This is a genomic window from Delftia sp. WY8, assembly GCF_018437695.1.
Lineage (GTDB): Bacteria > Pseudomonadota > Gammaproteobacteria > Burkholderiales > Burkholderiaceae_C > Comamonas > Comamonas tsuruhatensis.
Window position 1 is genome coordinate 5,677,319 of sequence record NZ_CP049795.1, and the last position, 23,344, is coordinate 5,700,662.

Annotated in this window: 19 protein-coding genes; 5 read left to right on the forward strand and 14 right to left on the reverse strand. The window is 69.2% G+C overall.

The window, feature by feature from the left end; all coding sequences use genetic code 11:
- Positions 1-42: 42 nt before the first annotated feature.
- The 3 genes from G4D77_RS26040 to G4D77_RS26050 form a co-directional block, all read right to left on the reverse strand.
- Positions 43-2,514 carry a TonB-dependent siderophore receptor gene (locus G4D77_RS26040; RefSeq protein ID WP_154833886.1) on the reverse strand — a complete coding sequence of 824 codons (2,472 nt, stop codon included), beginning with the start codon at positions 2,512-2,514 and terminating at the stop codon, positions 43-45.
- Positions 2,515-2,617: 103 nt separating this feature from the next.
- On the reverse strand, positions 2,618-3,655 hold the full coding sequence (locus tag G4D77_RS26045; protein ID WP_209671474.1) for a FecR family protein: 1,038 nt from the start codon (positions 3,653-3,655) through the stop codon (positions 2,618-2,620).
- A complete protein-coding gene (locus tag G4D77_RS26050; protein ID WP_016449199.1) occupies positions 3,652-4,167 on the reverse strand; it encodes a sigma-70 family RNA polymerase sigma factor in 516 nt (171 codons plus the stop codon). The genes G4D77_RS26045 and G4D77_RS26050 overlap by 4 nt, the downstream gene beginning before the upstream one ends.
- 216 nt (positions 4,168-4,383) lie before the next feature.
- Here G4D77_RS26050 and G4D77_RS26055 point away from each other — a divergent pair, with 216 nt between their 5' ends.
- From G4D77_RS26055 to G4D77_RS26070, 4 genes are all read left to right on the forward strand, one after another.
- Positions 4,384-4,998 carry an OmpW/AlkL family protein gene (locus G4D77_RS26055; protein ID WP_016449200.1) on the forward strand — a complete coding sequence of 205 codons (615 nt, stop codon included), beginning with the start codon at positions 4,384-4,386 and terminating at the stop codon, positions 4,996-4,998.
- A gap of 362 nt (positions 4,999-5,360) precedes the next feature.
- Entirely contained in the window at positions 5,361-6,419 is a 1,059-nt protein-coding gene (gene egtD / locus G4D77_RS26060) for an L-histidine N(alpha)-methyltransferase (protein WP_154833888.1), read from the forward strand.
- Positions 6,406-7,716: an ergothioneine biosynthesis protein EgtB gene (gene egtB, locus G4D77_RS26065; RefSeq protein WP_154833889.1), complete on the forward strand. Its 1,311-nt coding sequence runs from the start codon at positions 6,406-6,408 to the stop codon at positions 7,714-7,716. The genes egtD and egtB overlap by 14 nt, the downstream gene beginning before the upstream one ends.
- 86 nt (positions 7,717-7,802) lie before the next feature.
- The gene (locus tag G4D77_RS26070; protein ID WP_213757757.1) at positions 7,803-8,867 is read left to right on the forward strand and encodes a hypothetical protein; all 1,065 of its coding nucleotides are present in this window, start codon (positions 7,803-7,805) and stop codon (positions 8,865-8,867) included.
- A 7-nt stretch (positions 8,868-8,874) separates the two neighbouring features.
- On the opposite strand, the gene G4D77_RS26075 is transcribed toward G4D77_RS26070, so the two are convergent.
- Positions 8,875-10,164, reverse strand: coding sequence for an O-acetylhomoserine aminocarboxypropyltransferase/cysteine synthase family protein (locus tag G4D77_RS26075; protein WP_061287838.1), 1,290 nt, complete (start codon positions 10,162-10,164; stop codon positions 8,875-8,877).
- Positions 10,165-10,597: 433 nt separating this feature from the next.
- Between G4D77_RS26075 and G4D77_RS26080 the strand changes: the two genes are divergently transcribed.
- The gene (locus G4D77_RS26080; RefSeq protein ID WP_227740952.1) at positions 10,598-11,656 is read left to right on the forward strand and encodes a GGDEF domain-containing protein; all 1,059 of its coding nucleotides are present in this window, start codon (positions 10,598-10,600) and stop codon (positions 11,654-11,656) included.
- Here G4D77_RS26080 and G4D77_RS26085 read toward each other — a convergent pair.
- From G4D77_RS26085 to G4D77_RS26130, 10 genes are all read right to left on the reverse strand, one after another.
- Positions 11,653-12,399, reverse strand: coding sequence for a 3'-5' exonuclease (locus tag G4D77_RS26085; protein WP_016449206.1), 747 nt, complete (start codon positions 12,397-12,399; stop codon positions 11,653-11,655). The genes G4D77_RS26080 and G4D77_RS26085 overlap by 4 nt on opposite strands.
- A gap of 258 nt (positions 12,400-12,657) precedes the next feature.
- Complete coding sequence (locus tag G4D77_RS26090) at positions 12,658-13,470, reverse strand: crotonase/enoyl-CoA hydratase family protein (RefSeq protein WP_154833890.1); 813 nt, start codon at positions 13,468-13,470, stop codon at positions 12,658-12,660.
- 17 nt (positions 13,471-13,487) lie between these two features.
- Complete coding sequence (locus G4D77_RS26095; protein ID WP_016449208.1) at positions 13,488-14,378, reverse strand: SDR family oxidoreductase; 891 nt, start codon at positions 14,376-14,378, stop codon at positions 13,488-13,490.
- Between the two features lie 77 nt (positions 14,379-14,455).
- Positions 14,456-15,604, reverse strand: a complete 1,149-nt coding sequence (locus G4D77_RS26100; RefSeq protein WP_154833891.1) for an acyl-CoA dehydrogenase family protein — start codon at positions 15,602-15,604, stop codon at positions 14,456-14,458.
- Positions 15,605-15,629: 25 nt separating this feature from the next.
- Complete coding sequence (locus G4D77_RS26105; RefSeq protein WP_154833892.1) at positions 15,630-17,192, reverse strand: long-chain-fatty-acid--CoA ligase; 1,563 nt, start codon at positions 17,190-17,192, stop codon at positions 15,630-15,632.
- A 9-nt stretch (positions 17,193-17,201) separates the two neighbouring features.
- Positions 17,202-18,284 carry a CaiB/BaiF CoA transferase family protein gene (locus G4D77_RS26110; RefSeq protein WP_012206624.1) on the reverse strand — a complete coding sequence of 361 codons (1,083 nt, stop codon included), beginning with the start codon at positions 18,282-18,284 and terminating at the stop codon, positions 17,202-17,204.
- Between the two features lie 12 nt (positions 18,285-18,296).
- Positions 18,297-19,952 carry a long-chain-fatty-acid--CoA ligase gene (locus G4D77_RS26115; RefSeq protein WP_154833893.1) on the reverse strand — a complete coding sequence of 552 codons (1,656 nt, stop codon included), beginning with the start codon at positions 19,950-19,952 and terminating at the stop codon, positions 18,297-18,299.
- Positions 19,953-19,987: 35 nt separating this feature from the next.
- Positions 19,988-21,196: an ABC transporter substrate-binding protein gene (locus tag G4D77_RS26120; RefSeq protein WP_154833894.1), complete on the reverse strand. Its 1,209-nt coding sequence runs from the start codon at positions 21,194-21,196 to the stop codon at positions 19,988-19,990.
- Positions 21,197-21,352: 156 nt separating this feature from the next.
- The gene (locus tag G4D77_RS26125) at positions 21,353-22,231 is read right to left on the reverse strand and encodes an enoyl-CoA hydratase-related protein (RefSeq protein ID WP_154833895.1); all 879 of its coding nucleotides are present in this window, start codon (positions 22,229-22,231) and stop codon (positions 21,353-21,355) included.
- Between the two features lie 29 nt (positions 22,232-22,260).
- Positions 22,261-23,289 (reverse strand): branched-chain amino acid ABC transporter permease, encoded by a 1,029-nt coding sequence (locus G4D77_RS26130; RefSeq protein ID WP_154833896.1) that lies wholly within the window; start codon positions 23,287-23,289, stop codon positions 22,261-22,263.
- Positions 23,290-23,344 lie beyond the last annotated feature (55 nt).

Consider the following 23,344-nt stretch of genomic DNA (forward strand, 5'->3'; position numbering starts at 1 on the left):
GGGCCTGCATTGCTCCCCCCTGGCGGGCAGCAATGGCGGCACTCAGAACCGATAGGCCGCCGCCACACGCACCTCGCGCCCGAAGCCCAGCGCGCAGAATTGCGCGCCGCCACGGAAGGTGTTGCATTGCGTGCGGTACTGCCTGTCGGTGAGGTTGCTGAGGTTGACCGAGAAGCGCCACGGGCCGGTGGTGTAGGCGGCCATGGCGTCCCACAGCGTGTAGGCGTCGTTCATGGGGGTCTTCACGCCGTCCATGGGCAGCTCGCCAGGCGTGGCGCTGATGTGGCGCAGGCCCAGGCCCAGCTCCAGGGCGCCGCGCTGGTACTTGCCCCACAGCGATGCGGCATGGCGCGGCGTGGCGCCGGGGCGCGCGCCGATCTCGATGGCGTTGTTGCTGCGCGTGACCCTGGAGTCGAGGTAGGTATAGGCCGCAATGGCCGAGAAGCCGCCGCCGATCTCGCCCTGGGCCTGCAGCTCCAGCCCCCGGTTGCGCACTTCGCCGGTCTGCACGTCGAAGCGAGGGTTGAGTGTGGATGGCGTGCGCACATTGCGCTTGCGCAGGTCGAACACGGCGGCGCTGAGCGTGTAGCCGGCCGATGGCGGCGCGTAGCGCAGGCCGGCCTCGAACTGGCGCGCAGTCTCGGGCTCGTAGGGCCTGCCGTTGGCGTCGGTGGCCGTGACCGTGGTCAGCGGCGGCTGGAAGGAGTTGTTGAAGGACACATAGGGAGCCAGGCCGCTGGGCGCCAGGTAGATCAGGCCCAGTCGCCCGGTGACGGCGCTGTCGGTGCGGCGCACGGTGGTGATGGCGAAGGGCGCGTTGGCTGCGGCGCGCGCTTCGTAGTCGGTGTCTATGCGTGCGCTGTCGCGGCGCAGGCCGGCGCTGAGCACCCAGCGCTCGCCGAACTTGATCTGGTCCTGCACGTACAGACCTGCCTGGTGCGTGCGGGCCAGCGCGCGGTCGCTGAGGTAGTTGTCATTCCAGTTCGGCGCGATGTGGATGGGGTTGACCAGGTCCAGCGGCGCCACGGCGCCGTTGAGCGAGTAGATGCGCCAGTCGAGCCTGGAGCGGTAGTAGTCGAAGCCCACGGCCCACTGGTGCGAGACGGCACCCGTCCGGTGGCGGCCTTCGATCTGCGTGTCCATGACCCAGGTCTGTTCGGCGTCGGGCCGCACCATGGCCAGGCGTGCCATGCCGCGCTGGTCGGCCGTCAGGCCCCGGTTGCGCATCTCGCGCCGGTCGTTGCGGCCGTCCAGGTAGCGCAGGTTGTTGCGCAGCGTGAGCTGGTCGTTCAGCCGGTGCTCCAGCAGCCAGCCCACGCTGGCGTTGCGCTTGTGGTGGCCAGATCCCGGTCCGCTGACGTTGATGTCCGTGGCCGACCAGCCCGCAGGCGTCTGGCGGTAGTAGGGGATGACGAAGCCGGTTTCGTCCTCCTGGTACTGCGCCAGCACGGTGAGGCTGGTGCGCTCGCCCAGCAGTGTGAAGGAGGGGGCGATGTAGCTGCGGTCGGCGCGCAGGCCGTTCCACTGCGTGCCCGATTCGCGCTTGAGCACGGTCAGCCGTGCCAGCGCCGTGCCCTGTTCATTGATGGCGCCACCGATGTCGGCCGTGAGCTGGCGCCGGTCGTGGCTGCCGAATTCCACGCCCACTTCGCGCTGCATGCCGGCGCGCGGGCGCTTGGTGACGGCATTGATCAGGCCGCCGGGCGCGGACTGGCCGTACAGCACCGAGGCCGGGCCGTGCACGACTTCCAGCCGCTCCAGTCCATACGGCTCCAGGTTGGTCATGAAGCCGTTGTGGACCATGCGCATGCCGTCCCGGTACAGGCCCGTGCCCGTCAGATAGAAACCGCGCACGGCCACGTCGTCATCGGTGATGCCGTAGTCCATGGGACGCACGCCCGCGCTGTAGCGCACGGCTTCGGCCACGCTGGAGATGGCCTGGTCGCGGATCTGGGCCTCGCCGATGATGCTGACCTGCTGCGGCGTCTCCAGCAGCGGCACATCCATCTTCATGGCCGAGGCGCTGCGGCGCGGCCCGTAGCCGGGCACGGCGCCCCAGGCGCTTTCATGCTCGGCATCGGCCAGCACGTTCACGGTGGGCAGCGCATGCTCGGCCGCGGCCCCGGGCCGCGCACGGTGCACGGCCCAGCCGCCTTCGGCCGTGCGCGTGGCCTGCAGCTGGTGCGGGGCGAGCAGGGCGGCAAGCCCTTCGTGCACGCCGCGCGTACCGCTCAGCGCCGCCGACTGTCGGCCCTGGACCAGGGCTGGATCGAACGAGAGGGTGATGCCTGCCTGGCGCGCGAGGCTGTGCAGGCTGGTCTCCAGTTCACCGGCCGGCAGGTCGAACCGGATGGATCTGGCATCCGGGGCGGAGCTCGGGCTCTGGGCCAGGGCGGTCATGGGCAGGCCCAGCGTGATCAACAGGCCCAGCATCAAGGCCTGTGCAGCCACCGCCGTGGGGCGTGTGCACGAGGGTGGATGGGCGGCGCGGCGGGTGCTGGGCAGGCTGGGCATGGAGGCAGTCCTTGAGAAGCGGCAAAGGAAAAAGCGATGTCTTTGCTCCTATGCCGAACGGGCGGTGTGAAACCCGTAATGGCTGCCTGAAAAAAATTCCGGATCAGGCTTTGACCAGGCGCCTGGCGCTGCGGGCACCGCTGGCCGCACCTTGTCCGCGCTCCACACGCACAGGCAGCGTGCGGGCAATGGCGGCCAGCGCACGACCCGCCGGATCCGGGCCGTCCAGCTGGAATACGCCTGAAACACGCAGGGCAGCCACGTCGTCGGCACATTCCATGGGCATGCCGGTCTGGCGTGACAGCTCGGTCACGAAGGCGTCCAGGCGCATGCGGCGGGCGACCAGTACGCCGTCGGTCCATGCGTCGGGCACCAGGCCTTCGTCGGGCAGGCGCACAGGGCGGTGCTGGCCGGCGTGCAGCACATGGGTTTCGCCGGAGGTGGCGACGATGGCGTCCAGGGTGCCTGGCGCAGTGCCGTCCAGCGCCCTGACATGGATGGCCACGCGGCCCTCGGTGACGTACAGGCGCGTGGCCGTGTCCGGGTGTTTTTCGTGGCGCACGCCGAAGCTGGTGCCCAGGGCCTCGAAGCGGGCCAGCGGCGTTTCCACCCAGAAGGAGCGTCGGCCCGCGAGGGAGCGCGGGTCGCTGCCGGTGTCGATGAAGATCTCGCCGCGTGCCAGGCGGACCACGCGGCGCAGCAAGGTGAAATCCACCTGCACCAGCGTGTCCGGTGCCAGGTGCAGGCGGCTGCCGTCGGCCAGCAGCGTGCTGCGGCGCTCACCGATGGCCGTGTCCAGCGCGATCTGCTCGCGCGGTGCAGCCCAGCGCCAAGCCATGGATCCCAGCAGCAGGGCAGCGGGGCCCAGGAACAGCAGCCGCTGCAGGCTTGCGCGCCGGCCTCGCGCCGGCCCTGGGCCGGCGGACCGCAGCACGCCGTGGGCCAGGCCCGCCTGGCCGGCGGGCAGGGCGAACTGGGCCTCCACAGCCTGGACCTGTTGCCAGGCCTGTTCGTGCGCGGCGTGGCTGCTGCGCCATGCCTGGCAGGCGGCGCGGTCGGCATCGGTGGCCGTGCCGGAGGCCAGCCGCACGGCCCAGGCAATGGCCTGTTCCAGCGCCTGGGGGGCCTGGTCTGTGCTCACGCCGTCAGTTCCCTGCGCAGGGCAAGGCAGTGGCGTATGGCGGTGGCCATGTATTTCTCGACGGAGCTCAGGCACACGCCCAGCTGCAGGGCGATTTCCGGGTAGCTCAGGCCTTCCAGGCGGGAGAGCAGAAAGGCGCTGCGGGCTTTGGGCGGCAGGCCGGCCAGCAGGTTGTCCATGCGCACCAGGGATTCGATCAGCAGATGGCGCTCCTCGGCCGAGGGTGCCAGCGGCTCGGGCAGGCTGGCGATGGCGTCCAGGCAGGCGCGCTCCAGCGCGGCGCGGCGTGTGTGGTCCACGACCAGGCCGTGGGCGATGGTGGTGAGCCAGGCGCGCGGCTCGCGCACGCCATGCAGGGACTGGGGCTTGCCCAGCACGCGAATGAAGGTGTCCTGGGCCAGGTCGGCCGCATCGCAGGGATTGCCCAGCCTGCGCCTGAGCCAGCCCACCAGCCAGCCGTGGTGGTCGCTGTAGAGCAGGGCGATATCGGGGTGCGAAGGCGCGGCGGCCATGGAGGGGGTTCCTGGGGAAGCGGATTTGATAATGATTCGCATTCTATTTGAGCAGCCGCAACTGGCCTGCCGCGCATGGCGTTGCATGCATCCAACGCGATCCGGCCATGCGACGGCGCCCACCTTCGGATTTGAGCTAGGACAAGACCGGCCTTGCCTGCCCCTGCTGCAATACAGCTACGGGATTTGCCCCGGGCTACTCCAAGACTCTCCATCATGAAAAGAACTCTGCTCGCCGTTGCTGCCGTTTGCGCCCTGTCGTCGGGTGCCGCCTTTGCGCAGCAGGCCGAAGGCCCCTGGATGGTGCGCGTGCGCGCCGTCCACCTGGACAGCGTCAACAAGGACAGCACGGGCCTGGGCCTGTCGATCAATGACAAGTGGATGCCCGAGCTGGACGTGTCCTACTTCTTCACGCCCAACATCGCGGCCGAGCTGGTGCTGACCTACCCGCAAAAGCATGACCTGCGTGCCAACGGCCTGGGTCAGATCGGCAGCCTCAAGCACCTGCCGCCCACGCTGCTGGCGCAATACCACTTCACCAATTTCGGCGCGTTCAAGCCCTACGTGGGCGCCGGTGTCAACTTCACGCGCTTTTCCAGCGTGAACTTCGATCCCGCCGTGCAGGCCGCGCTGAACCCCTCCATCAAGAAGAACAGTTTTGGCGGCGCGCTGCAGATCGGCTTCGACTATGCGCTGGACAAGAACTGGTCGCTGAATTTCGACGTGAAGAAGGTCTTCATCGAGACGGACGTGCGCGCTGGCGGCACCAAGGTGGGCACCTTCAAGGTGAACCCCGTGCTGGTTGGCGTGGGACTGGGCTATCGCTTCTGATCTTCGGATCATGAGCGAGGCACGCGCTGCTTCATCCGGCAGCGCGTAGTGAGGCAAGGATGGGTACTTGGTCCGGTATGCCGTTCGCGGCATACCGGATTTTTTTCGTCCGGCATGCTGCAGCGCACCAGATCTGCAGGTCATGAAAAAGACACGCTCGCTGGAAACTGTCCTACCCGCGTGCCTGGGGCGGGCGCCTAGGCTGGTGCCTCGGCCTGTCGGCGCGCGCCTTGCGAGGCGGGACGCCAGTTTGCAGGCTTCATTCTGGCTGCCCGCCCCCTTGGCGACCGCTCCCCGCTGCAAGGCGGGGGCGCGGCATTCACCATGCTGAGGCGGTCGGCGCACAACGCGAGGCCCCCACCATGCTGTATGCCCACGATCATTCCGTGTCTTCCTCTCCATTGGCGTCGCGCGCCCAGCGCGTGCCCCTGCCCCTGCCTTCGGCTCCGCGCCCACCGGCCGAAGGTGGCAGGAGAGAGGCTGCGCCGGAACTGGCAGACAGCGCCCTGCGAGCAACCCTGGCCGAATTGCAGCACGGGCTGATGCAGCCGCAGGCCCGGGTCTCGCCCAAGTTTCTCTATGACTCACGCGGCTGCGACCTGTTCGAGCAGATCACGCGGCTGCCCGAGTACTACCCCACGCGCACCGAGGCCGCCATCCTGGCCGACTCCGGTCCGGCCATGGCCGAGGCCCTGCGCGGCAGCGAGGTGCTGATCGAGCTGGGCGCCGGCAACTGCGAAAAGGTGCGCGGCCTGTGTCGCAGCCTGCGTCCACGGCACTTCGTGGGCGTGGACATTGCGGGCGCCTTCCTGCGCCAGTCCGTGCGGCGCCTGGCCGAGGAGTTTCCGCAGCTGCAGGCCCATGCCGTCACGGCCGACATCACCGAGCCGCTGGCCCTGCCGCCCTATATCCCGCAGGCCGGCCGGCTGCTGTTCTACCCGGGCTCGTCCATAGGCAACTTCGACCCTGAACAGGCCCAGCGCATGCTGGGCCAGATGCGGGCCCTGCTCAGCGACGACGGTGGGCTGCTGATCGGCATAGACCTGCCCAAACCCATACAGTGGCTGGAGCCTGCCTATGACGATGCCCAGGGCGTGACGGCGCGCTTCAACCTCAACCTGCTCAGCCATGTGAACCACCTGCTGGGCAGCGACTTCAACGAGGGCGACTGGGAACATGTGGCCTTCTTCAACACCGAGCACTCGCGCATCGAAATGCACCTGCGCGCGCGGCGCCCGCTGATCGTGGGCTGGCCCCAGGGGCTGCGGCACTTCGCGGCCGGCGAGACCATACACACCGAGAACAGCTACAAATACCCGCTGCCCGACTTCCTGGACATGCTGGCCTGTGCGGGCTTCGGTGCCTGCCAGGTCTGGACCGATGAGCGCCAGTGGTTTGCCGTGATCCATGCCCATGCGTGAAATGCCCGCCGTCTTCCGCTGGGTGCAGCGCTACGAGGCCGTGCGCCAGACCACCGTGCTGCTGGCCGCCCCCTTGTCCGCCGAGGATGCCTGCGTACAGTCCATGCCCGATGCCAGCCCTGCCAAATGGCATCTGGCGCATACCACCTGGTTCTTCGAGACCTTTGTCCTGGCCCAGCACGCGCCCGGCGTGCCGCCCTTCGATCCCGACTTCCGCGTGCTGTTCAACTCCTACTACCAGCAGGTGGGTGCGCGGCATCCGCGTGCCCAGCGCGGGCTGCTGACCCGGCCCTCGCTGGCGCGGGTGCTGGCCTATCGCGAGGCGGTGGACCAGCGCATGCTGCAGATGTTCGAGGACTGGGGCACGCAGCCGCCTGCGCGTCTGGCCGCGCTGCTGGAGCTGGGCCTGCAGCATGAACAGCAGCACCAGGAACTGCTGCTGACCGACATCAAGCACCTGCTGTCGTGCCACCCGCTGTGGCCTGCCTATCGAGAGCAGGAAGAGGGCATGCCTGCGCCTGGGCCGGCAGATGGAACGCCTGCCCCGCTGCAGTGGCAGACCGTGCCGCGTGGCATGCATGCCGTGGGCCATGGCGGCGAGGGCTTTGCGTTCGACAACGAGCGCCCGCGCCACGAGGTGTTTGTGCAAGGCTGCGAGATCGCGCAGCGGCCCGTGAGCAATGCCGAGTTCCTGCGCTTCGTCGAGGACGGCGGCTATGCCCAGCCGCAGTGGTGGCTGGCCGAAGGCTGGGACTGGCGCTGCGCGCAGCAACTGGAGCATCCCTGGTACTGGCGGCGCAATGCAGGCGGCGCGTTGGATGGCGCATCGGACGGCACGTGGCAGGAGTTCAGCCTGCATGGCGCGCTGGCGCTGGACGGGCGCCGCCCCGTCTGCCACATCTCGTATTTCGAGGCCGACGCCTATGCGCGCTGGGCCGGCGCGCGCTTGCCTACCGAGGCGGAATGGGAGGCGGCCTTTGCCGCGCCCATGGCGCAGCGCCCCGAGCACGACGAGCCGCCCGGCCCCGTGCACCCGCGCGCCATGCAGCCCGGCAGCCTTGCGCTGGGCGAGGTCTGGGAATGGACCCAGTCCGCCTACGGCGCCTACCCGGGCTTCCAGATCGCGGAGGGCGCCGTGGGTGAATACAACGGCAAGTTCATGGTCAACCAGTATGTGCTGCGGGGCGGCTCCTGCCTCACGCCGCCAGGCCATGCGCGCGCCAGCTACCGCAATTTCTTTCCCACGCAGGCGCGCTGGCAGATGACCGGCCTGCGGCTGGCGCGGGATCCGGCTTGAGCCTGCCCCTGCCGCATCCCCATGCATTGCGCCGCCCGCCGGTGCATGCAGTAGCATCGTCGGCCTCAATGATCCGAGGGAGTTCCATGTTGTTGCGTTCGCTTGTTCTTGCCATGCCGCTGTCCCTGGTCCTTGCCGGCTGCGCCACTGCGCCGCCCCAGGCTCCGGCGCCCAGCCAGCCACAGGAGCAGCCCCGGCCCCAGGTGCCTGCCCAGGCCCCGGCCGACACGCCGCGCGCCGAGCCCGAGGTGGCCAACCTCACGCCCCTGCCCAGCCTGCTGCTGATCGGCGAAGACACAGCCGGCCGCTACTACTCCATGGTGGCCAAGGCCACCTTCACCATCGAGGCCGATGGCCGCCTGACCCTGGCCGACCAGGGCGGCGGCCAGGGCGGCGAGCCCGTCGCCCCGCATGCCGACATGCAGGACCAGAGCATGTCCACCGAATGCAAGCCCTATGGCGCCGTGGCCAACCAGCGCACCACCTGGTTCCCGTATACGGGCGTGTTCGTGCGCGGCGGCACGCTGGTCGGCGCCCAGGCGGATGGCGCCGATGCGGCCATCAAGACGCTGACCGAGCATGAAGGCGCCCAGATGCTGTACACAGGCAAGGATGCCGACCCCACCGAGTACTACTACGCGCCCTGTGTGGGCGCGCAGCGCGTGGCCACTGGCTGGCGGCTGGACCGCTATCTGCCCGATGGCGGACAGCTGCGCGTGCGTGCCGATGCGCGTAACGGCAATGGAAACGGCAAGGGCCAGACGCTGGCGCTGAAGCTGCCCAAGCCCTTTGCGCCCTTCGTGCTGGTGCGCTACCAGTCGGGAGCGATGATTCCCGTGCCCATGCGTGCCGTGCTGGCCACGGTGGACCTGCCCGAGCGCCGCGTGGTGCTGCAGTTCCAGGGCACCTACGCCGTGGAGCCGGCCATCCGCAAGATGGAGCTGCGCCTGATCGTGCCCGGCAGCCGCCCCTCCGAAGGAGAGACCGCCGCGCGCCACGCCGAACGAACCCAGGCCCAGCTGCGTGACCTGGCCCGCTGCGCCCCGCCGCGCGGCCATGCCATCGAGCCCTGCGCCAATCCGCAGCGCACGCCGGACCCGCTGATCTTCTATTCCTCGCAGGAACTGCGCGAGCGCTCGCGCAGGCGCTGAGGGCGTCTCAGACCTTGTCCAGCGCCTGCTCCAGGTCGGCCAGCAGGTCGCTGATGTGCTCAATGCCCACGGACAGGCGCACCATGCCTTCGGTGACGCCGGCCTTGGCCAGTTCCTCGGCGTCGAGCTGGCGGTGCGTGGTCGATGCCGGGTGCGTGGCCAGGGACTTGGCGTCGCCGATGTTGACCAGGCGCGTGAACAGCTGCAGCGCATCCAGGAAGCGCGCACCGGCGGCGCGGGTGTCGCTGTCGCCGCTGCCGTTCCTGAGGCTGAACGACAGGATCCCCGAGGCGCGGCCGCCCAGCTGCTTCTTCACCAGGGCGTGGTCGGGATGGTCCTGCAGGCCGGCGTAGCGCACCCATTCGATCTTGGGATGCGTTTGCAGCGTCTCGGCGATCTTCTGGGTGTTCTCGCAGATGCGGTCCATGCGCAGGGCCAGCGTCTCTATGCCTTGCAGGATCAGGAAGGCGTTGTGCGGCGACAGTGCGGCGCCGGTATTGCGCAGCGGCACCACGCGCACGCGGCCGATGTAGGCTGCCTCGCCCAGGGCCTCGGTGTAGACCACGCCGTGGTAGCTGACATCGGGCTCGTTCAGGCGCTTGAAGCGGGCCTTGTGCTCGGCCCAGGGGAACTTGCCGCTGTCCACGACGGCGCCGCCCACGCTGTTGCCGTGGCCGCCCAGGTACTTGGTCAGCGAGTGCACGACGATGTCGGCGCCATGCTCGATGGGGCGCAGCAGGTAGGGGCTGGGCACGGTGTTGTCCACGATCAGCGGCACGCCGTGGGCGTGGGCCACGTCGGCCAGGGCGCGGATGTCGGTGACATTGCCCAGCGGGTTGCCGATGGACTCGATGAAGATGGCCTTGGTCTTTTCGTCGATGTGCTGGGCGAAGCTGGCCGGGTCGCGCGGATCGGCAAAGCGCACCGTGATGCCCTGCTGCGGGAAGGTGTGGGCGAACAGGTTGTAGGTGCCGCCGTAGAGCGTGCTGGCCGAGACGATGTTGTCGCCAGCCTCCGCGATGGCTTGGATGGCATAGGTGATGGCGGCCATGCCCGAGGCCACGGCCACGGCGGCAATGCCGCCTTCCAGCGCCGCGACGCGCTTTTCCAGCACGTCGGTGGTGGGGTTCATGATGCGCGTGTAGATGTTGCCGGCCACCTTGAGGTCGAACAGGTCGGCGCCATGCTGTGCACTGTCGAAGGCATAGGCCACGGTCTGGTAGATGGGCACGGCGGCCGACTTGGTGGTGGGGTCGGGCGAGTAGCCGGCGTGGACGGCCAGGGTTTCGATGCGCATGGAAGATTGCCTTTCTGGTGACGGCTTACGCAAGAAGGGCAGGGCGGGCCATTTGCCATGGGCAGCGGCGCGTCCCGCATCCTGTTTGCGTAAGTCCTGAGGTTTTACAAGCGGAGGACGGTTGGCATTGTGGCGTGCCGGCCTCCGGTGCCCAACGATGCGTTGGTTACGAACATATACGCCGCAGACCGGTTGCTCCTCTGCCGCGCGCAGATATGTCCGGCCTGGCTTTGCCAGGATCGTGAGTGAATGTGTATTTTTGTTAACAACGTGTTGTAACGTGACCTGATCGCTAGACTCCATTCGGGAGTTGATGGTGACGTTGACAGCAAGACATTTTCTGGCGCTGGCGGTGCCTTTGTGCACCTCGCTGCTGGCCGGCTGTTTCTATGTCTGCTGGCGGCATCTGCGTGCCCGGCGCGAATTGCGCAGCATGTCCCTCGCCTTCACCGGATTCAGCCTGGCGCTGCTGCTGCAGGTCCTGGAGCGGCCTGCGGCCGTGCCCGTCAATGCGCTGGCCACGGCCGCGCTGCAGCTGTGTGCGGCCTGGTTCATCACCGAGGCCATGGCCATGCGCCAGGGCGTGCGACCGGATGCGCCGCTGGCGGCTGTCTTTGGCAGCGCAGTGCTGGCGGTGCTGGGCTACTACGCCTGGGTCGTTCCCGATGCGCAGGCGCGCCAGCATGTGCTCAATTTCGGCCTGGGACTGCAACTGGCCCTGCCGCTGTGGCGTTTGCCGCGCAGGCATCCCGGTACGGACTGGGACCGGCTGCTGCTGGGGGTGTTCGTGGTCTTTGCGCTGAGCTTTTTCGTTCGTGCGCTGTGGCTGACACCGCCTGGCGCCTCGCCACCGGCCGACGCGGCCAGTGAATGGCTGGGCGTTTCTTCCGCGTGCCTGGCGAAGCAGCTGAGCCTGCTGGTGTTCGGCCTGCTGTTCGCCATTGTGTTCCTGGCGGCGGCGGTGCGCGACACCGTGCAGGAGCTGCATGAGGAGCGCGACCGCGATCCGCTGACAGGGCTTCTGAACCGGCGCGCCTTCAAGGAGGAGGTGCAGCGCCGGCGGGCCGAGCACCCTCAGCTTTCAGCCGCCGTGCTGGTCTGTGATCTGGACCATTTCAAGCGGGTCAACGACGGCTGGGGCCACGCGGCCGGGGACGAAGTGCTGCAGCGCTTTGCGCGACTGCTGCTGCGCAGCACGCGCCAGCAGGACCTGGTGGCCCGCTTTGGCGGGGAAGAGTTCGTGGCCTTGCTGCCGCGTGCGGACCCTCTGGCCGTGCAGTCGATCACCCGGCGCATACAGACCCAGCTGCGCCTGATGGGCTTCAGCGGACTGCCCGACGAGGTGCGCATCACCGCCAGCTTCGGCGTGGCCTGGATGGCGTCGGGCCAGACGCTGGAGCAGGCGCTCGCGCGTGCCGACGCCATGCTCTACGAGGCCAAGCGCGCAGGCCGGGACCGGGTGCGGCTGGTGAAGGAAGAGGAAACGCTCTAGGACTTGGCCGGCGCTACCGCAGCCTGCAGCAGGCGAGCGGTGCGGGGCGGACGCGTTGTCTGGGGCGTCTGCGGGGCGCTGGACTCGCGTGGCCCGCGCGGTTCAAGCGCAGGCCTGGAAGGCCGCTGGGCCGCTGCCGGCTGGCGCAGCTCCCAGCCCGGCAGCGCGGCATGCACCATGGCGGCGCCGTGGGCGTCGTTGGCCGCGTAGTGGCGCTGGGCCAGGCTCAGTTGCGGTGCAGCCCAGTTGGAGGTGGAGATCTTCTTGGACTTTTGGAAGTTCTGCCCCAGCACCAGGGCCACGGCCGCGCGCACGCCTACCGAGCTGGCGTAGCCATGGCGCTTGAACACGCGGTCCAGGTCGATCACGTTGTTCAGCGCCACGCCCAGGCGCGCGGGCAGCGCGCTGCGGTCATGGTCCAGCCCGAAGCCGGCCTTGCAGATGGCCTCGCTGGCCATCACGTCGGCCGCAAGCGCGCGTGCCTGCGCATGGTGCAACTGCAGCAGCCAGGCCTGGTCGCAGGTGGCCAACTGCACCACATGGGGGCCGGTGTCGGTCTGGCTGGCGTGGAAAAGAGGCTTGCTCTCGGTATCGAAGCCGAGCACGGGCGCGGCCATCAGCGCGGCGCGGGCGGCCGCGAATTCGGCGTCGGTGGCGGGCACGTGGATGCAGCGTTCCGGCAGGGCGGAAAAAGGCGGCAGCAGGCGGCTGTCTTCCTTGCTGGGGGCGTGCAGGCGGGGCATGGGAAAGGGGGGAGGCCGAGGCGAGCCGTCAAGTATGCCTGCTCCTGCATGTCCCTTCGGCCCCGGGTTTTTATCCCCGATGCATGTGGACGGAGTTGTGGAAAACTCCGGGTGTAACTTGCCGAATCCGCGCCCCGCAAGGCTTTCCACGGAATGCCTAAAAAATCAGCGCAGTGGCGAAAGGGCGTCGATTAAGGGTAATTACGGATGGCCGCGGCGGACCCGTGGGCAGGGTCCGGTGGTTGTTTCAAGAGGTGTCTAAAGGCCTTGGTCGCTGAACACCGGGGCCCGTTTTTCCAGGCCTGCGCGCACGGCTTCGGCCTGGTTGGCACTGCCCAGCAGGGCCTGCTGCTCGCGCGCCTCGGCCAGCAGGATGTCCTGGGGCGATGCCGTTTCGCTGAGCTGCATCAGGCGCTTGGACGCGCGCATGGCGTGCGGGCTGCTGGCCGCGATCTGGCGGGCCAGGTGGCGCGCTTCCTCCAGCGGCGCAGCGCTCACGCGCGTGGCCAGGCCCAGGGCCACGGCCTCGGGGCCGGGCACGATGCGGCCCGTGTAGACCAGCTCGCGCAGCACGTCGCCGCGCACCAGCGGCGCGGCCAGCGCGCAGCCGGCCATGTCGGGCACCAGTCCCCACTTGATTTCCATGATGGACAGCCGCGCATCCTCGGCCACCAGGCGGATGTCCGCGCCCAGCGCCAGCTGCAGGCCGCCGCCGTAGGCCACGCCGTGCACGGCGGCGATCACGGGCACGGGCAGTTCGCGCCAGCCCCAGCAGATCTGCTGGAAGCGGTTGGCAATGCCGTGCGTGCGCGCGGCCAGGTCCGCCATGTCCGCCGTCTGCTGGCCGTCGGCAATGCCGGCCATGCTGCCCATGTCCAGGCCCGCGCAGAAGGCGCGCCCCTCGCCATGCAGCACCACGGCGCGCAACCCGGACGTGTCCCGCAGCCGCGCCAATGCGTCGATCAGGGCGTCGAACATGGCGGGGTCCAGCGCATTCATCTTGTCGGGCCGGGCCAGGGTCACCTCGGCCACGCCGTGGTCCACCGATATGCGCACGCGTTCTTGGCTCATGGCTTGTCTCCTTGTGTCTATGCGGTTCTTTGCTGGCGGTCGGCCGCGTTGCGCGATTCGATGGCGCTGCGCGCATTCGCCCAGTCCTGGTCGCTCCAGCTGGCCAGCCCGGCGAAGTTGCCGCCCGTCGCCTGGTATTGTCCGCCGTCTATGGCGATGGTCTGTCCCGTCAGGTACTCGGCCTGGCGGCTCATGAGGAAGACGGCCAGGTTGGCCAGCTCGGGCATGCGGCCGTTGCGGCCCATGGGGTTGTCGGCGCGCACATGCTCGCCGCCCTGCGGGTTCAGCCGCGCGCTCATGCCTTCGGTGGGAAACAGGCCCGGCGCGATGGCGTTGAAGCGTATGCCCCGGTTGCCCCATTCCACGGCCAGCGACTGCGTCATGGCATGCACGCCCGACTTGGCCATGGCCGAGGGCACGGTGAAGGCCGAGCCGTTCCAGACCCAGGTGGTGAGGATGGACAGCACGCTGGCCTTGCGGCCCTCGGCCAGCCAGCGGCGGCCGCACTCCAGCGTGAGGTTGAAGCTGCCGCGCATGACGATGTTGGCCACGGCGTCGAAGGCGCGCATGGACAGGTCCTCGGTGCGGCTCACGAAGTTGCCGGCCGCGTTGTTGACCAGGCCCGTGAGCGCGCCGCCGTCGGCCCAGATGGCCTCGATCATCTGCTCCACGGCCTCGGGCTGGCGCACGTCGCAGGCATGGCCCGTGGCCCGGCCGCCGTGCTGCTGCACCAGCTCCTGCGCTGTCTGCTCGACCACGGCGCCGCGCCGGCCGCACAGGTGGATGTCGGCGCCCAGCATGAGAAACGCCTCGGCCATGACCCGGCCCAGGCCGGTGCCGCCGCCGGTGACGAGGATGCGTTCGCCCTGGAGCAGGCCGGGCTTGTAGATGAGGTCGTCGAGGGTCATGGCTGCTGTCTCCTGTGCTGCCGGGGAAGGGATAGGGGGACTGCGGCAGCGCTTGGCGCCGCCAGGGGATCGGAGCGTCAGAGCGCGCGCGAGATCACTTCCTTCATGATTTCGCTGGTGCCGCCGTAGATGCGCTGCACGCGCGCATCGGCGTACATGCGGGTGACCATGTATTCGTTCATGTAGCCGTAGCCGCCATGCAGTTGCACGAGTTCGTCGAGCACGCGGCCCTGCGCTTCCGAGCCCCACAGCTTGGCCATGGAGGCCGTGGCCGTGTCCAGCGTGCCGGCCACCAGCTGCTCCACGCAGCGGTCGATGAAGGCGCGGCCCACGGTCAGCGTGGTGGCCACCTCGGCGAGCTTGAACCGGGTGTTCTGCATGTCGGCAATGGCCTGGCCGAAGGCGCGGCGCTCGCGCACATAGGCCAGCGTGGCCTCATAGGCGCCTTCCATGCAGGCCAGGGCGGCCAGGCCGATGATCAGGCGTTCGTAGGGCAGGTCGCCCATGAGCTGGTAGAAGCCCTGGCCTTCGCGCCCGCCCAGCAGCGCGTCCTGCGGCACGGTCACGTCGTCGAAGAACAGCTCCGAGGTGTCCTGGGCCTTCATGCCCATCTTGTCGAGCACGCGGCCCACGCGAAAGCCCGCGCAGTCCCGGGTCTCCACGATGAGGATGGAGGTGCCGCGCGCGCCCTGGGCCGGGTCGGTCTTGCAGACCACGAGGATCAGGCCGGCCAGCAGTCCGTTGGTGATGAAGGTCTTGCTGCCGTTGATGCGGTAGCGGCCGTCCCTGAGTTCTGCGCGTGTGCGCACGCCCTGCAGGTCCGAGCCCGCGCCGGGCTCGGTCATGGCGATGGCGCCCACCAGTTCGCCGCGCGCCATGGCGGGCAGGTACTTGCGCTTTTGCGCCTCGGTGCCGTGGTTGAGCAGGTAGTGGGCCACGATGGAATGCACGGAGTTGCTCATGCCCGAGAGGGCGCGGCGCGCCATCTCCTCGTGGATCACGGCCTCGTGGCGGAAGTCGCCGCCGCCGCCGCCGTAGTCCTCGGGGATGTCGGTGCACAGCAGGCCCAGCTCGCCGGCGCGGCGCCAGATGGCATGGCCCATGTTGCCGCGCTGGCGTGCGGCCTCGTCCTGCGGCTGCATTTCGGTTTCCAGAAAGCGCACGGCGGTGGCGCGCAGGCTTTCCAGCTCGGGGGTGCTCCAGGAGCGTGTCAGTTGCAGTGGCATGGCTTGGACCGGTGGATTGAGGGGTTCAGTTGATGCGGCGTTCGCGGCCCTGCCAGTAGGGCTCGCGCAGCTGGAATTTCTGCAGCTTGCCCGCGGCCGACAGCGGCAGCTCGCTGCGGAACTCCACCGAGCGTGGGCACTTGTAGCCCGCGATGCGTTCGCGGCAGTGGGCGATGACCTCGGCCTCGCTCAGCGGCTGGCCCTCGCGCGCGACGATCACGGCGTGCACGCGCTCGCCCCAGCGTTCGTCGGGCACGCCGATGACGGCGCACATGGCGACCTGGGGCAGCTGGGCGATGGCGTTCTCGACCTCGGCCGAATACACGTTCTCGCCGCCGCTGACGATCATGTCCTTGAGCCGGTCCACGACGAAGAGGTAGCCGTCGGCATCCAGCCGGCCCATGTCGCCCGTGTGCATCCAGCCGTCCTTGAGCGCCGCGGCCGTCTCGGCGGGCCTGTTCCAGTAGCCCTGCATGACCATGGGGCCGCGTGCCGTGATCTCGCCCACCTCGCCGGCAGGCAGCTCGCGGCCCTCGCCATCGACGATGCGCACCTCGGCAATGGTCACGGGCCGGCCGGCCGCGCGCAGCAGGCGCTCGCGCTGCGGGCCGGGGCGGTGCTCGGCCGGGCCCATGGACACGATGGTGGGCGACAGCTCGGTCATGCCGTAGGCCTGGGCGAAGTCGGCGCCGGGCAGCGCCTGCATGGCGCGCTCCAGCAGGCTGGCGTCTATGGGGGCTGCGCCATAGAGCATGAGGCGCAGGCTGGACAGGTCGAATTCGGCCATGCGCGGATGCTCGATCAGCCGGCGGATCATGGTGGGCACCAGGAACAGCTCGTTCACGCCGTGCTGCTGCACTCCGTTCAGGATGGCCAGCTCGTCGAAGGCCGGCACGATGACCTGGGGCACCAGGCGCTGGGCCATGAGCAGGGCCAGGCCGCAGCCGGCCACATGGAACATGGGAGTGACCACCATGCCCACCTTCACATGCTGGCGCGGCACGTTGCTGGCATTGGACAGGGCGTTGATGAACAGGTTGTCGTGGCTGAGCATCACCCCCTTGGGCCGGCCCGTGGTGCCGCCCGTATACATCACGGCGGCCAGGTCGGTGCCGCTGCGCAGCGCGTCGGCGCAGGGCGTGGCGGCGGCCAGCAATTGCTCGTAGTGCAGCGCGCCTTCGGGCGCGGCGCCCGTGCCGCAGAACACCACGGTGCGCAGGCTGGAGGACAGCTCGCGCAGCCGGGGCACCAGGGGCGCGAAGGCATCGTCCACGAAGAGCACGCGCGTGTCGCAATCGTCCAGCGAGTAGGCCACCTCGTGCGCGCTCCAGCGGATGTTGACGGGGTTGACCGCGGCGCCTGCCCACCAGCAGCCATAGAAGTATTCAAGGTAGCGGATGGAGTTCAGGCCCATCATGCCGACGCGGTCGCCGGGCGCCACGTCCAGCGCCCGCAGCAGGCCGGCGCAGCGTTCGATGCGCTGCGCAAGCTGCGACCAGCTGGCCTGCTCTGCGCCGCAGATGGCTGCCGTGGCGCCGGCCCTTTCGCGGCGGCCCTTGTGGATGGCCTGGGTGAGATACATGGGCATGGGGTTTCCTCAGGAGCGGGCATTCCAGGCGGCCAGCGTGTCCTGCAGGCTGGCGGCGCGCGGGGGGCGGGGCTGCTCGGGCACGCTGCGCGAAAAGCGCGGCGCCGGCGCGGGCTGGAGCACGCCGCCGGCCTCGGTGAACGTGGCGCGCGCGCGGTTGTGGGCGTGCTGGGGCGCCTCGTCCCAGTCGAGCACGGGGGCGAAGCAGGCATCGCTGCCTTCCAGCAACTCGCACCACTGCTGGCGCGTGCGCGTGCGGAACACGTCGGCCAGGCGCAGCTTGAGCAGGGGCCAGCGCGCGGCGTCCAGCTGCGCGTCGAACAGCGGGTCCTGTATGCCGCAGCGCTGGCGCAGCTCGGCGTAGAACTGCGGCTCGATGGCGCCTATGGCGATGTATTTGCCGTCGGCGCAGGCATAGGTGTCATAGAAGTGCGCGCCGCCGTCCAGCAGGTTCTCTCCGCGCTGGTTGCTCCACTGGCCCTTGGCCTTGAAGCCGTACATGAAGGCCGACAGCAGGGCCGTGCCATCGGTCATGGCCGCGTCGATGACCTGGCCCCGGCCGCTGCGCCCGGCCTCGTGCAGGGCGGCCAGCAGGCCCACGGCCAGCAGCATGCCGCCGCCGCCGAAGTCGCCCACGTAGTTGAGCGGCGGCACGGGCGCCTCGCCCGCGCGGCCGATGGCGTGCAGGGCGCCGGAGATGGCGATGTAGTTGATGTCATGCCCCGCCGCATGCGCCAGCGGCCCGTGCTGGCCCCAGCCCGTCATGCGGCCGTAGACCAGGCGCGGGTTGCGCGCCAGGCAGGGCTCGGGGCCCAGGCCCAGGCGCTCCATCACGCCGGGCCGAAAGCCCTCGATCAGCAGATCGGCGCGTGCGATCAGCGCCAGGGCCGAGGCCTGGCCTTCCTCGCCGCGCAGGTCGATCTCGACCTGGCTGCGGCTGCGCGTGGTGATGTCCTGCGCATCGACCGGCGTGCCGGGCCGCGCGATGCGCAGCACCTCGGCACCCATGTCGGCCAGCAGCATGGCGCAGAACGGCCCCGGGCCCAGGCCCGCGAACTCGACCACGCGCACGCCTTCAAGCGGTCCTGGCATGGAGGTCTCCTTTCAGGCCGTGGGCAGTGGATGGTTCTTGTACTGCTCGCGCAGCTTGGTCTTTAGCAGTTTTCCCGTGGCCGTGTGCGGCAGCTCGGCCACCTGCAGCACATCGTCGGGCAGCCACCATTTGGCGATGCGCGTGGACAGGAAGTCGAGCATGGACTCGCGGCTGACGCTGTGGCCTGCGCGCGGCACCACCAGCAGCAGCGGCCGCTCCTGCCACTTGGGATGGGCCACGCCGATGATGGCGGCCTCGGCCACGCCGGGATGGCCCATGGCGGCGTTCTCCACGTCGATGGAGGAAATCCACTCGCCGCCCGACTTGATCACGTCCTTGGCGCGGTCCACCAACTGCAGGAAGCCGTCGGCATCGATGGTGGCCACGTCACCCGTGGTGAAGAAGCCTTCCTCATCGACGGGCGAGCCGCCTTCGCCCTTGAAGTAGCCGCTGGCGATCCAGGGGCCGCGCACGCGCAGGTGTCCCCGGGCCTGGCCGTCCCAGGGCTGGGGCCGGCCGTCGTCGTCCACGATCTTGAGGTCCACGCCCCAGACGCCGCGTCCCTGCTTGAGCTTGACCTTGACCAGTTCCTCGCCCGACAGCGCGTCGTGCCGGGGCAGCAGCTTGCTGACCACGCCGATGGGGCTGGTCTCGGTCATGCCCCAGCCCTGCACGACCTGGGCGCCGAACTGGTTCTCGAAGCGCTCCAGCATGGCGCGCGGCACGGCCGCGCCGCCGATGCCTATGCTCTTGACGCCCAGCGCGCGCGGGTCGATGTCGGGATGCGCATCCAGGTACTGGAACAGCATCAGCCACACGGTGGGCACGCCCTGCGAGAAGGTGACCTTCTCGTCGCGCATGAGCTCGTAGACGCTCTGGCCGTCCAGGTGCGGGCCGGGCAGCACCAGCCGTGCGCCGGCCATGGCCGCCGCATAGGGCGTGCCCCAGGCGTTGGCATGGAACATGGGCACGATGAGCATCACGGTCTCGCGCGCGTTCAGGCCGAAGGTGTCGGGCGCCAGCTCCATCAGCGTGTGCAGCACGGTGGAGCGGTGCGAGTACAGCACGCCCTTGGGGTGGCCCGTGGTGCCCGAGGTGTAGCACAGCGACGAGGCCGTGCGCTCGTCGAACTCGGGCCAGTCGAAGTCCTCGCTCTGGTTGCCCACCAGCTCGTCCCAGCAGCGCAGGCCGGGCAGGTCCAGCGCGGGCATGTGCTCGCGCGAACTCATGCAGACATAGGTGGTGACGGTCTTCAGATGCGGTGCGAGCTTTTCCACCAGCGGCGCGAAGGTCACGTCGAAGAACAGCACCCGGTCCTCGGCATGGTTGGCGATGTATTCGATCTGCTCGGGAAACAGGCGCGGGTTGATGGTGTGCAGCACCGCGCCGCTGCCCGAGACGCCGAAGTACAGCGCCAGGTGGCGCCAGCTGTTCCAGGCCAGCGTGCCCACGCGTTCGCCAGGCTGCACGCCCAGCGACTGCAGGGCGTTGGCCACCTGGCAGGAGGCGCGGCGCATGCCGGCCCAGTCGGTGCGGTGCAGGCCACCGTCCCGGGTTTCCGGCAGGCGCGAGACGATTTCGGTGTGCGGATGAAAGCGCGCCGCATGCTCGATCAGCGACGAGATCATGAGCGGGCGGTCCTGCATCAGTCCTTGCAAGGCGGGCATGGGGGTGTCTCCTGTCGTTGTCCTGAAGGCCGGGGTCATTGCACGGGCGCGTAGCGGCTGCCGTCGAAGCGCACGAGCTGCATCTTCTTGATGGGGAAGAAATCGTCCGCACCGGTCTGCAGGCTGATGCCCGGGTAGAGCATGGGCAGGTCCATCTTCAGGCTGGCGGCCTGCTTCATGATGTTGGCGCGCGTGAGCTCGTCGCCGGCCTGCCTGAGCACCTGCACCAGGGTCTGGGCCTGGGAGTAGCCGATGACGTTGAGCGAATCGTTGGGGTCGCCGGCTGGGTAGAACTGCTTCATGAAGGCCAGGTAGCCGGCCAGCTCGGGCGTGCCCTGGTTGGTGGGGTCCGAGGGCTCGCGCAGGTAGCTGGCCGTCATCACGCCGCGCGCGTTGTCCAGGCCCGCGGGCTTGAGCACCGAGCTGATGGACAGCGAGACGCTGACCAGGTAGTGCGCAGGCTTCCAGCCGATGTCGGCGGCCTTGCGTATGGACTGGGCCGCGAACTTGGGCGTGCTGATGTTGATGAAGGTGTCCGCCCCCGAGCCCTTGAGCGCCACCATCTGGCTGTCCACCGTGGGGTCGCCGACCTCGTAGGTCTGCTGCACGACGATGCGCTGCTTGGCCTGCTCGCCGAAGCCGTCGAGCACGCCCTTGAGGTAGTCCTTGCCGAAGTCGTCGTTCTGCATCAGGACGGCCACCTTGGCCTGGGGCCGCGTGGCCAGGATGTGCTGGGCGAAGGTGCGGCCTTCGAGCTGGTAGGTGGGCTGCCAGCCCATGGTCCAGGGGAAGTTCTTCGGATCGCCCCAGCGCGTGGCGCCCGTGGAGACGAACAGCTGGGGCACCTTGCGCTGGTTCATGTAGCGATGCACGGCCTGGTTGTGCGAGGTGCCCAGCGCGCCGAACATCAGCAGCACGCCGTCGCGCTCGACCAGCTTGCGCGTCTGCTCCACGCTCTGGGCGGGGTTGTAGGCGTCGTCGGCCGAGAGGTAGGTGATCTTGCGGCCGTTGATGCCGCCCTCGGCGTTGATCTTGGCGAAGTAGGCCGCATGGGCCTTGCCGATGGTTCCGTAGGCCGACACCGGGCCCGAGTAGGGCACGAAGTTGCCGATGCGGATCTCGGTGTCGCTGGCGCCGGTGTCGTACTTCTTCTGGGCCTGGGTTGGCACCGGGGTGATGGCCGGCAGGACCAGCGCCAGGCAGGCGATCAGGGCCCGGGGGCCGCGGGCGAAGGGGTTGCGCATGGTGGTCTCCTGGCTTGCGGGCGCCGTGCCCGCTTTTCTTGTGGTGGCCGGTCCATGGTAGGAACCGGCCCGGCGCGCGCCCATCGTCGATTCCGACGAATGCATGTGCGGGCGCAGCAAGGTGCGTCGGGAAGGTGTGGCGGGAAGGCGCGGCGGTCAGCCCGGCTGGCGGGGCGCGAACACGGGCTCGCGCTTTTGCATGAAGGCCTGCACGCCTTCCATGAAGGCCGGCGCGCCCACCAGCTCGCGCTGGCGTTCAGCCTCGTAGTGAAGCTGCTGCTCCAGCGTGGAAGCGGCTGCGTGGTCCAGCGCGCGGCGGGCTTCCAGCACGGCACCGGCCGGCAGCCGCGCCAGGCGGGCGGCCTTGGCCAGGGCCTGCTCGCGCAGGGCCTCGTCGTCCACGCAGGCCCAGACCAGGCCCCAGTCGGCAGCCTGCTGCGCGCCCAGCCTGTCGCCCAGCAGGGACAGGCCCAGGGCGCGCGCACGGCCCAGCCGGCGCTCGATGAACCAGGTGGTGCCCAGGTCAGGCACGATGCCTAGGCGCGGCAGGAAAGGCAGGTAGAAGTAGGCCGAGCGCGCCGCCAGCGCCACGTCGCCGGCCAGTGCCAGGCCCACGCCGGCCCCGGCTGCCGCGCCGTTGATGGCGCAGACCACGGGCACGGGCAACTGCTGCAGGTCCAGGATGAGGCGGTTGGACAGCTGCTGCATGTTGTCGGCCGTCTGCTCGCCCAGCGTGCGGCCATCGGCCTGGGCCCCGCCTTGTGCCCCACCTTGTGCCCCGCCTTGTGCGCCGCCCATGGACGACAGGTCCGCGCCCACGCAAAAGCCCCGGCCCTCGGCGGTGAGCACCAGGGCGCGGAGGGAGGTGTCCTCGCGCACCTCGGCCAGCAGTTCGCGCAGCCGCAGCTGCAAGGGCCTGCCCAGCGGATTCATGCGGGCGCTGTCCTGGAGGACGATGAGGGCGATCTCGCCGTTGTTGCCGCTGTCGCCGTTGTTGCCGTGGCGTTCCATGCGGACGGCCGGACTGGAATTCATGGGGGACTCCTGTGGGTGGGGATGGAAAGTCAGGCACGCGGCCGCTGCCGGGGCAGGTGCAGGCCCGGTCGGCCCAGTCGGTGCAGCAGGCCCATCACGCCGCCGGGCATGGCGAACATGAAGACGATGAGCACGGTGCCGTAGACGGCCCAGGGCGCGGCCTTGGACACCTGCTCGGCCAGCCCCGGGATGAACATGATGAACAGGGCGCCGAACAGCGCGCCCCACAGCGTTCCCACGCCACCCACCACCACGCCCACCAGCAGCGAAATGGACAGGAACATGGTGAAGGAGTCGGGCGCCACGAACTGCACGGCAATGGCCGACAGCGCGCCGCCCACGCCCGTGTAGCCGGCCGAAATCGCAAAGGCCATGGACTTGCAGTGCGCGTTGTCCACGCCCATGGCCTCGGCCGCCATGGCATGGTCGCGGATGGCGCGCAGCGCCAGGCCGCTGCCGCTGTCTATGAGGTTGCGCGCCATCCAGAACAGCAGCGCCGCCACGGCCAATGCATAGAGGTAGAACCACTGGTCGGCATCCAGCGGCAGGCCCCAGGGCGCCTCGGGCTTGGTCAGCACGATGCCGCCTACGCCGCCGGTCCATGCCTCCAGGTGGCGGTACTTGAGCAGCTGGGGCATGGCCACGCCCAGCGCAAAGGTGGCCAGCGCCAGGTACAGCCCTTCCAGCCTGAGCGCGGGCCGCCCGAACAGGTAGCCCGCCGCCAGGCTCACCAGGCCCGCTGCAGGCACGGCAAGCCAGTAGGCCAGGCCCGCGCGGTCCATCAGGATGCCGGCCGCATAGGCGCCTATGGCGAAGAAGGCGCCATGGCCCAGCGAGATCTGGCCGCTGTAGCCCGTGAGGATGTTCAGCCCCACCAGGGCCACGGCATAGGCCAGCACCATGGTGGCCTGGAACAACTGGTAGCCCTTGGCCACGAAGACCAGCGAGCAGGCCGCCAGCGCCAGCGCCGCGATCAGTACCGTGCCCAGGGGCAGGGGGCGGCGCGCGCTGATGGAGGCGACCAGCGCGTCAGACGAGGAGGCGGATCGTGTGGACATCATTGTTCTCCAGGGCGTTTGGCACAAAACTGGCGTGGCCCAAAAGCGAGGGTGT

Coding starts and splice junctions, on each gene's coding strand:
- G4D77_RS26105 (WP_154833892.1), bottom strand. CDS start 17,192: ATGCCCATGTATCTCACCCAGGCCATCCACAAGGGCCGCCGCGAAAGG.
- G4D77_RS26125 (WP_154833895.1), bottom strand. CDS start 22,231: ATGAATTCCAGTCCGGCCGTCCGCATGGAACGCCACGGCAACAACGGC.
- G4D77_RS26130 (WP_154833896.1), bottom strand. CDS start 23,289: ATGTCCACACGATCCGCCTCCTCGTCTGACGCGCTGGTCGCCTCCATC.
- G4D77_RS26070 (WP_213757757.1), top strand. CDS start 7,803: ATGTTGTTGCGTTCGCTTGTTCTTGCCATGCCGCTGTCCCTGGTCCTT.
- G4D77_RS26110 (WP_012206624.1), bottom strand. CDS start 18,284: ATGCCAGGACCGCTTGAAGGCGTGCGCGTGGTCGAGTTCGCGGGCCTG.
- G4D77_RS26055 (WP_016449200.1), top strand. CDS start 4,384: ATGAAAAGAACTCTGCTCGCCGTTGCTGCCGTTTGCGCCCTGTCGTCG.
- G4D77_RS26075 (WP_061287838.1), bottom strand. CDS start 10,164: ATGCGCATCGAAACCCTGGCCGTCCACGCCGGCTACTCGCCCGACCCC.
- G4D77_RS26120 (WP_154833894.1), bottom strand. CDS start 21,196: ATGCGCAACCCCTTCGCCCGCGGCCCCCGGGCCCTGATCGCCTGCCTG.
- egtD (WP_154833888.1), top strand. CDS start 5,361: ATGCTGTATGCCCACGATCATTCCGTGTCTTCCTCTCCATTGGCGTCG.
- G4D77_RS26095 (WP_016449208.1), bottom strand. CDS start 14,378: ATGACCCTCGACGACCTCATCTACAAGCCCGGCCTGCTCCAGGGCGAA.
- G4D77_RS26115 (WP_154833893.1), bottom strand. CDS start 19,952: ATGCCCGCCTTGCAAGGACTGATGCAGGACCGCCCGCTCATGATCTCG.
- G4D77_RS26080 (WP_227740952.1), top strand. CDS start 10,598: ATGTCCCTCGCCTTCACCGGATTCAGCCTGGCGCTGCTGCTGCAGGTC.
- G4D77_RS26040 (WP_154833886.1), bottom strand. CDS start 2,514: ATGCCCAGCCTGCCCAGCACCCGCCGCGCCGCCCATCCACCCTCGTGC.
- G4D77_RS26050 (WP_016449199.1), bottom strand. CDS start 4,167: ATGGCCGCCGCGCCTTCGCACCCCGATATCGCCCTGCTCTACAGCGAC.
- G4D77_RS26085 (WP_016449206.1), bottom strand. CDS start 12,399: ATGCCCCGCCTGCACGCCCCCAGCAAGGAAGACAGCCGCCTGCTGCCG.
- egtB (WP_154833889.1), top strand. CDS start 6,406: ATGCCCATGCGTGAAATGCCCGCCGTCTTCCGCTGGGTGCAGCGCTAC.
- G4D77_RS26100 (WP_154833891.1), bottom strand. CDS start 15,604: ATGCCACTGCAACTGACACGCTCCTGGAGCACCCCCGAGCTGGAAAGC.
- G4D77_RS26090 (WP_154833890.1), bottom strand. CDS start 13,470: ATGAGCCAAGAACGCGTGCGCATATCGGTGGACCACGGCGTGGCCGAG.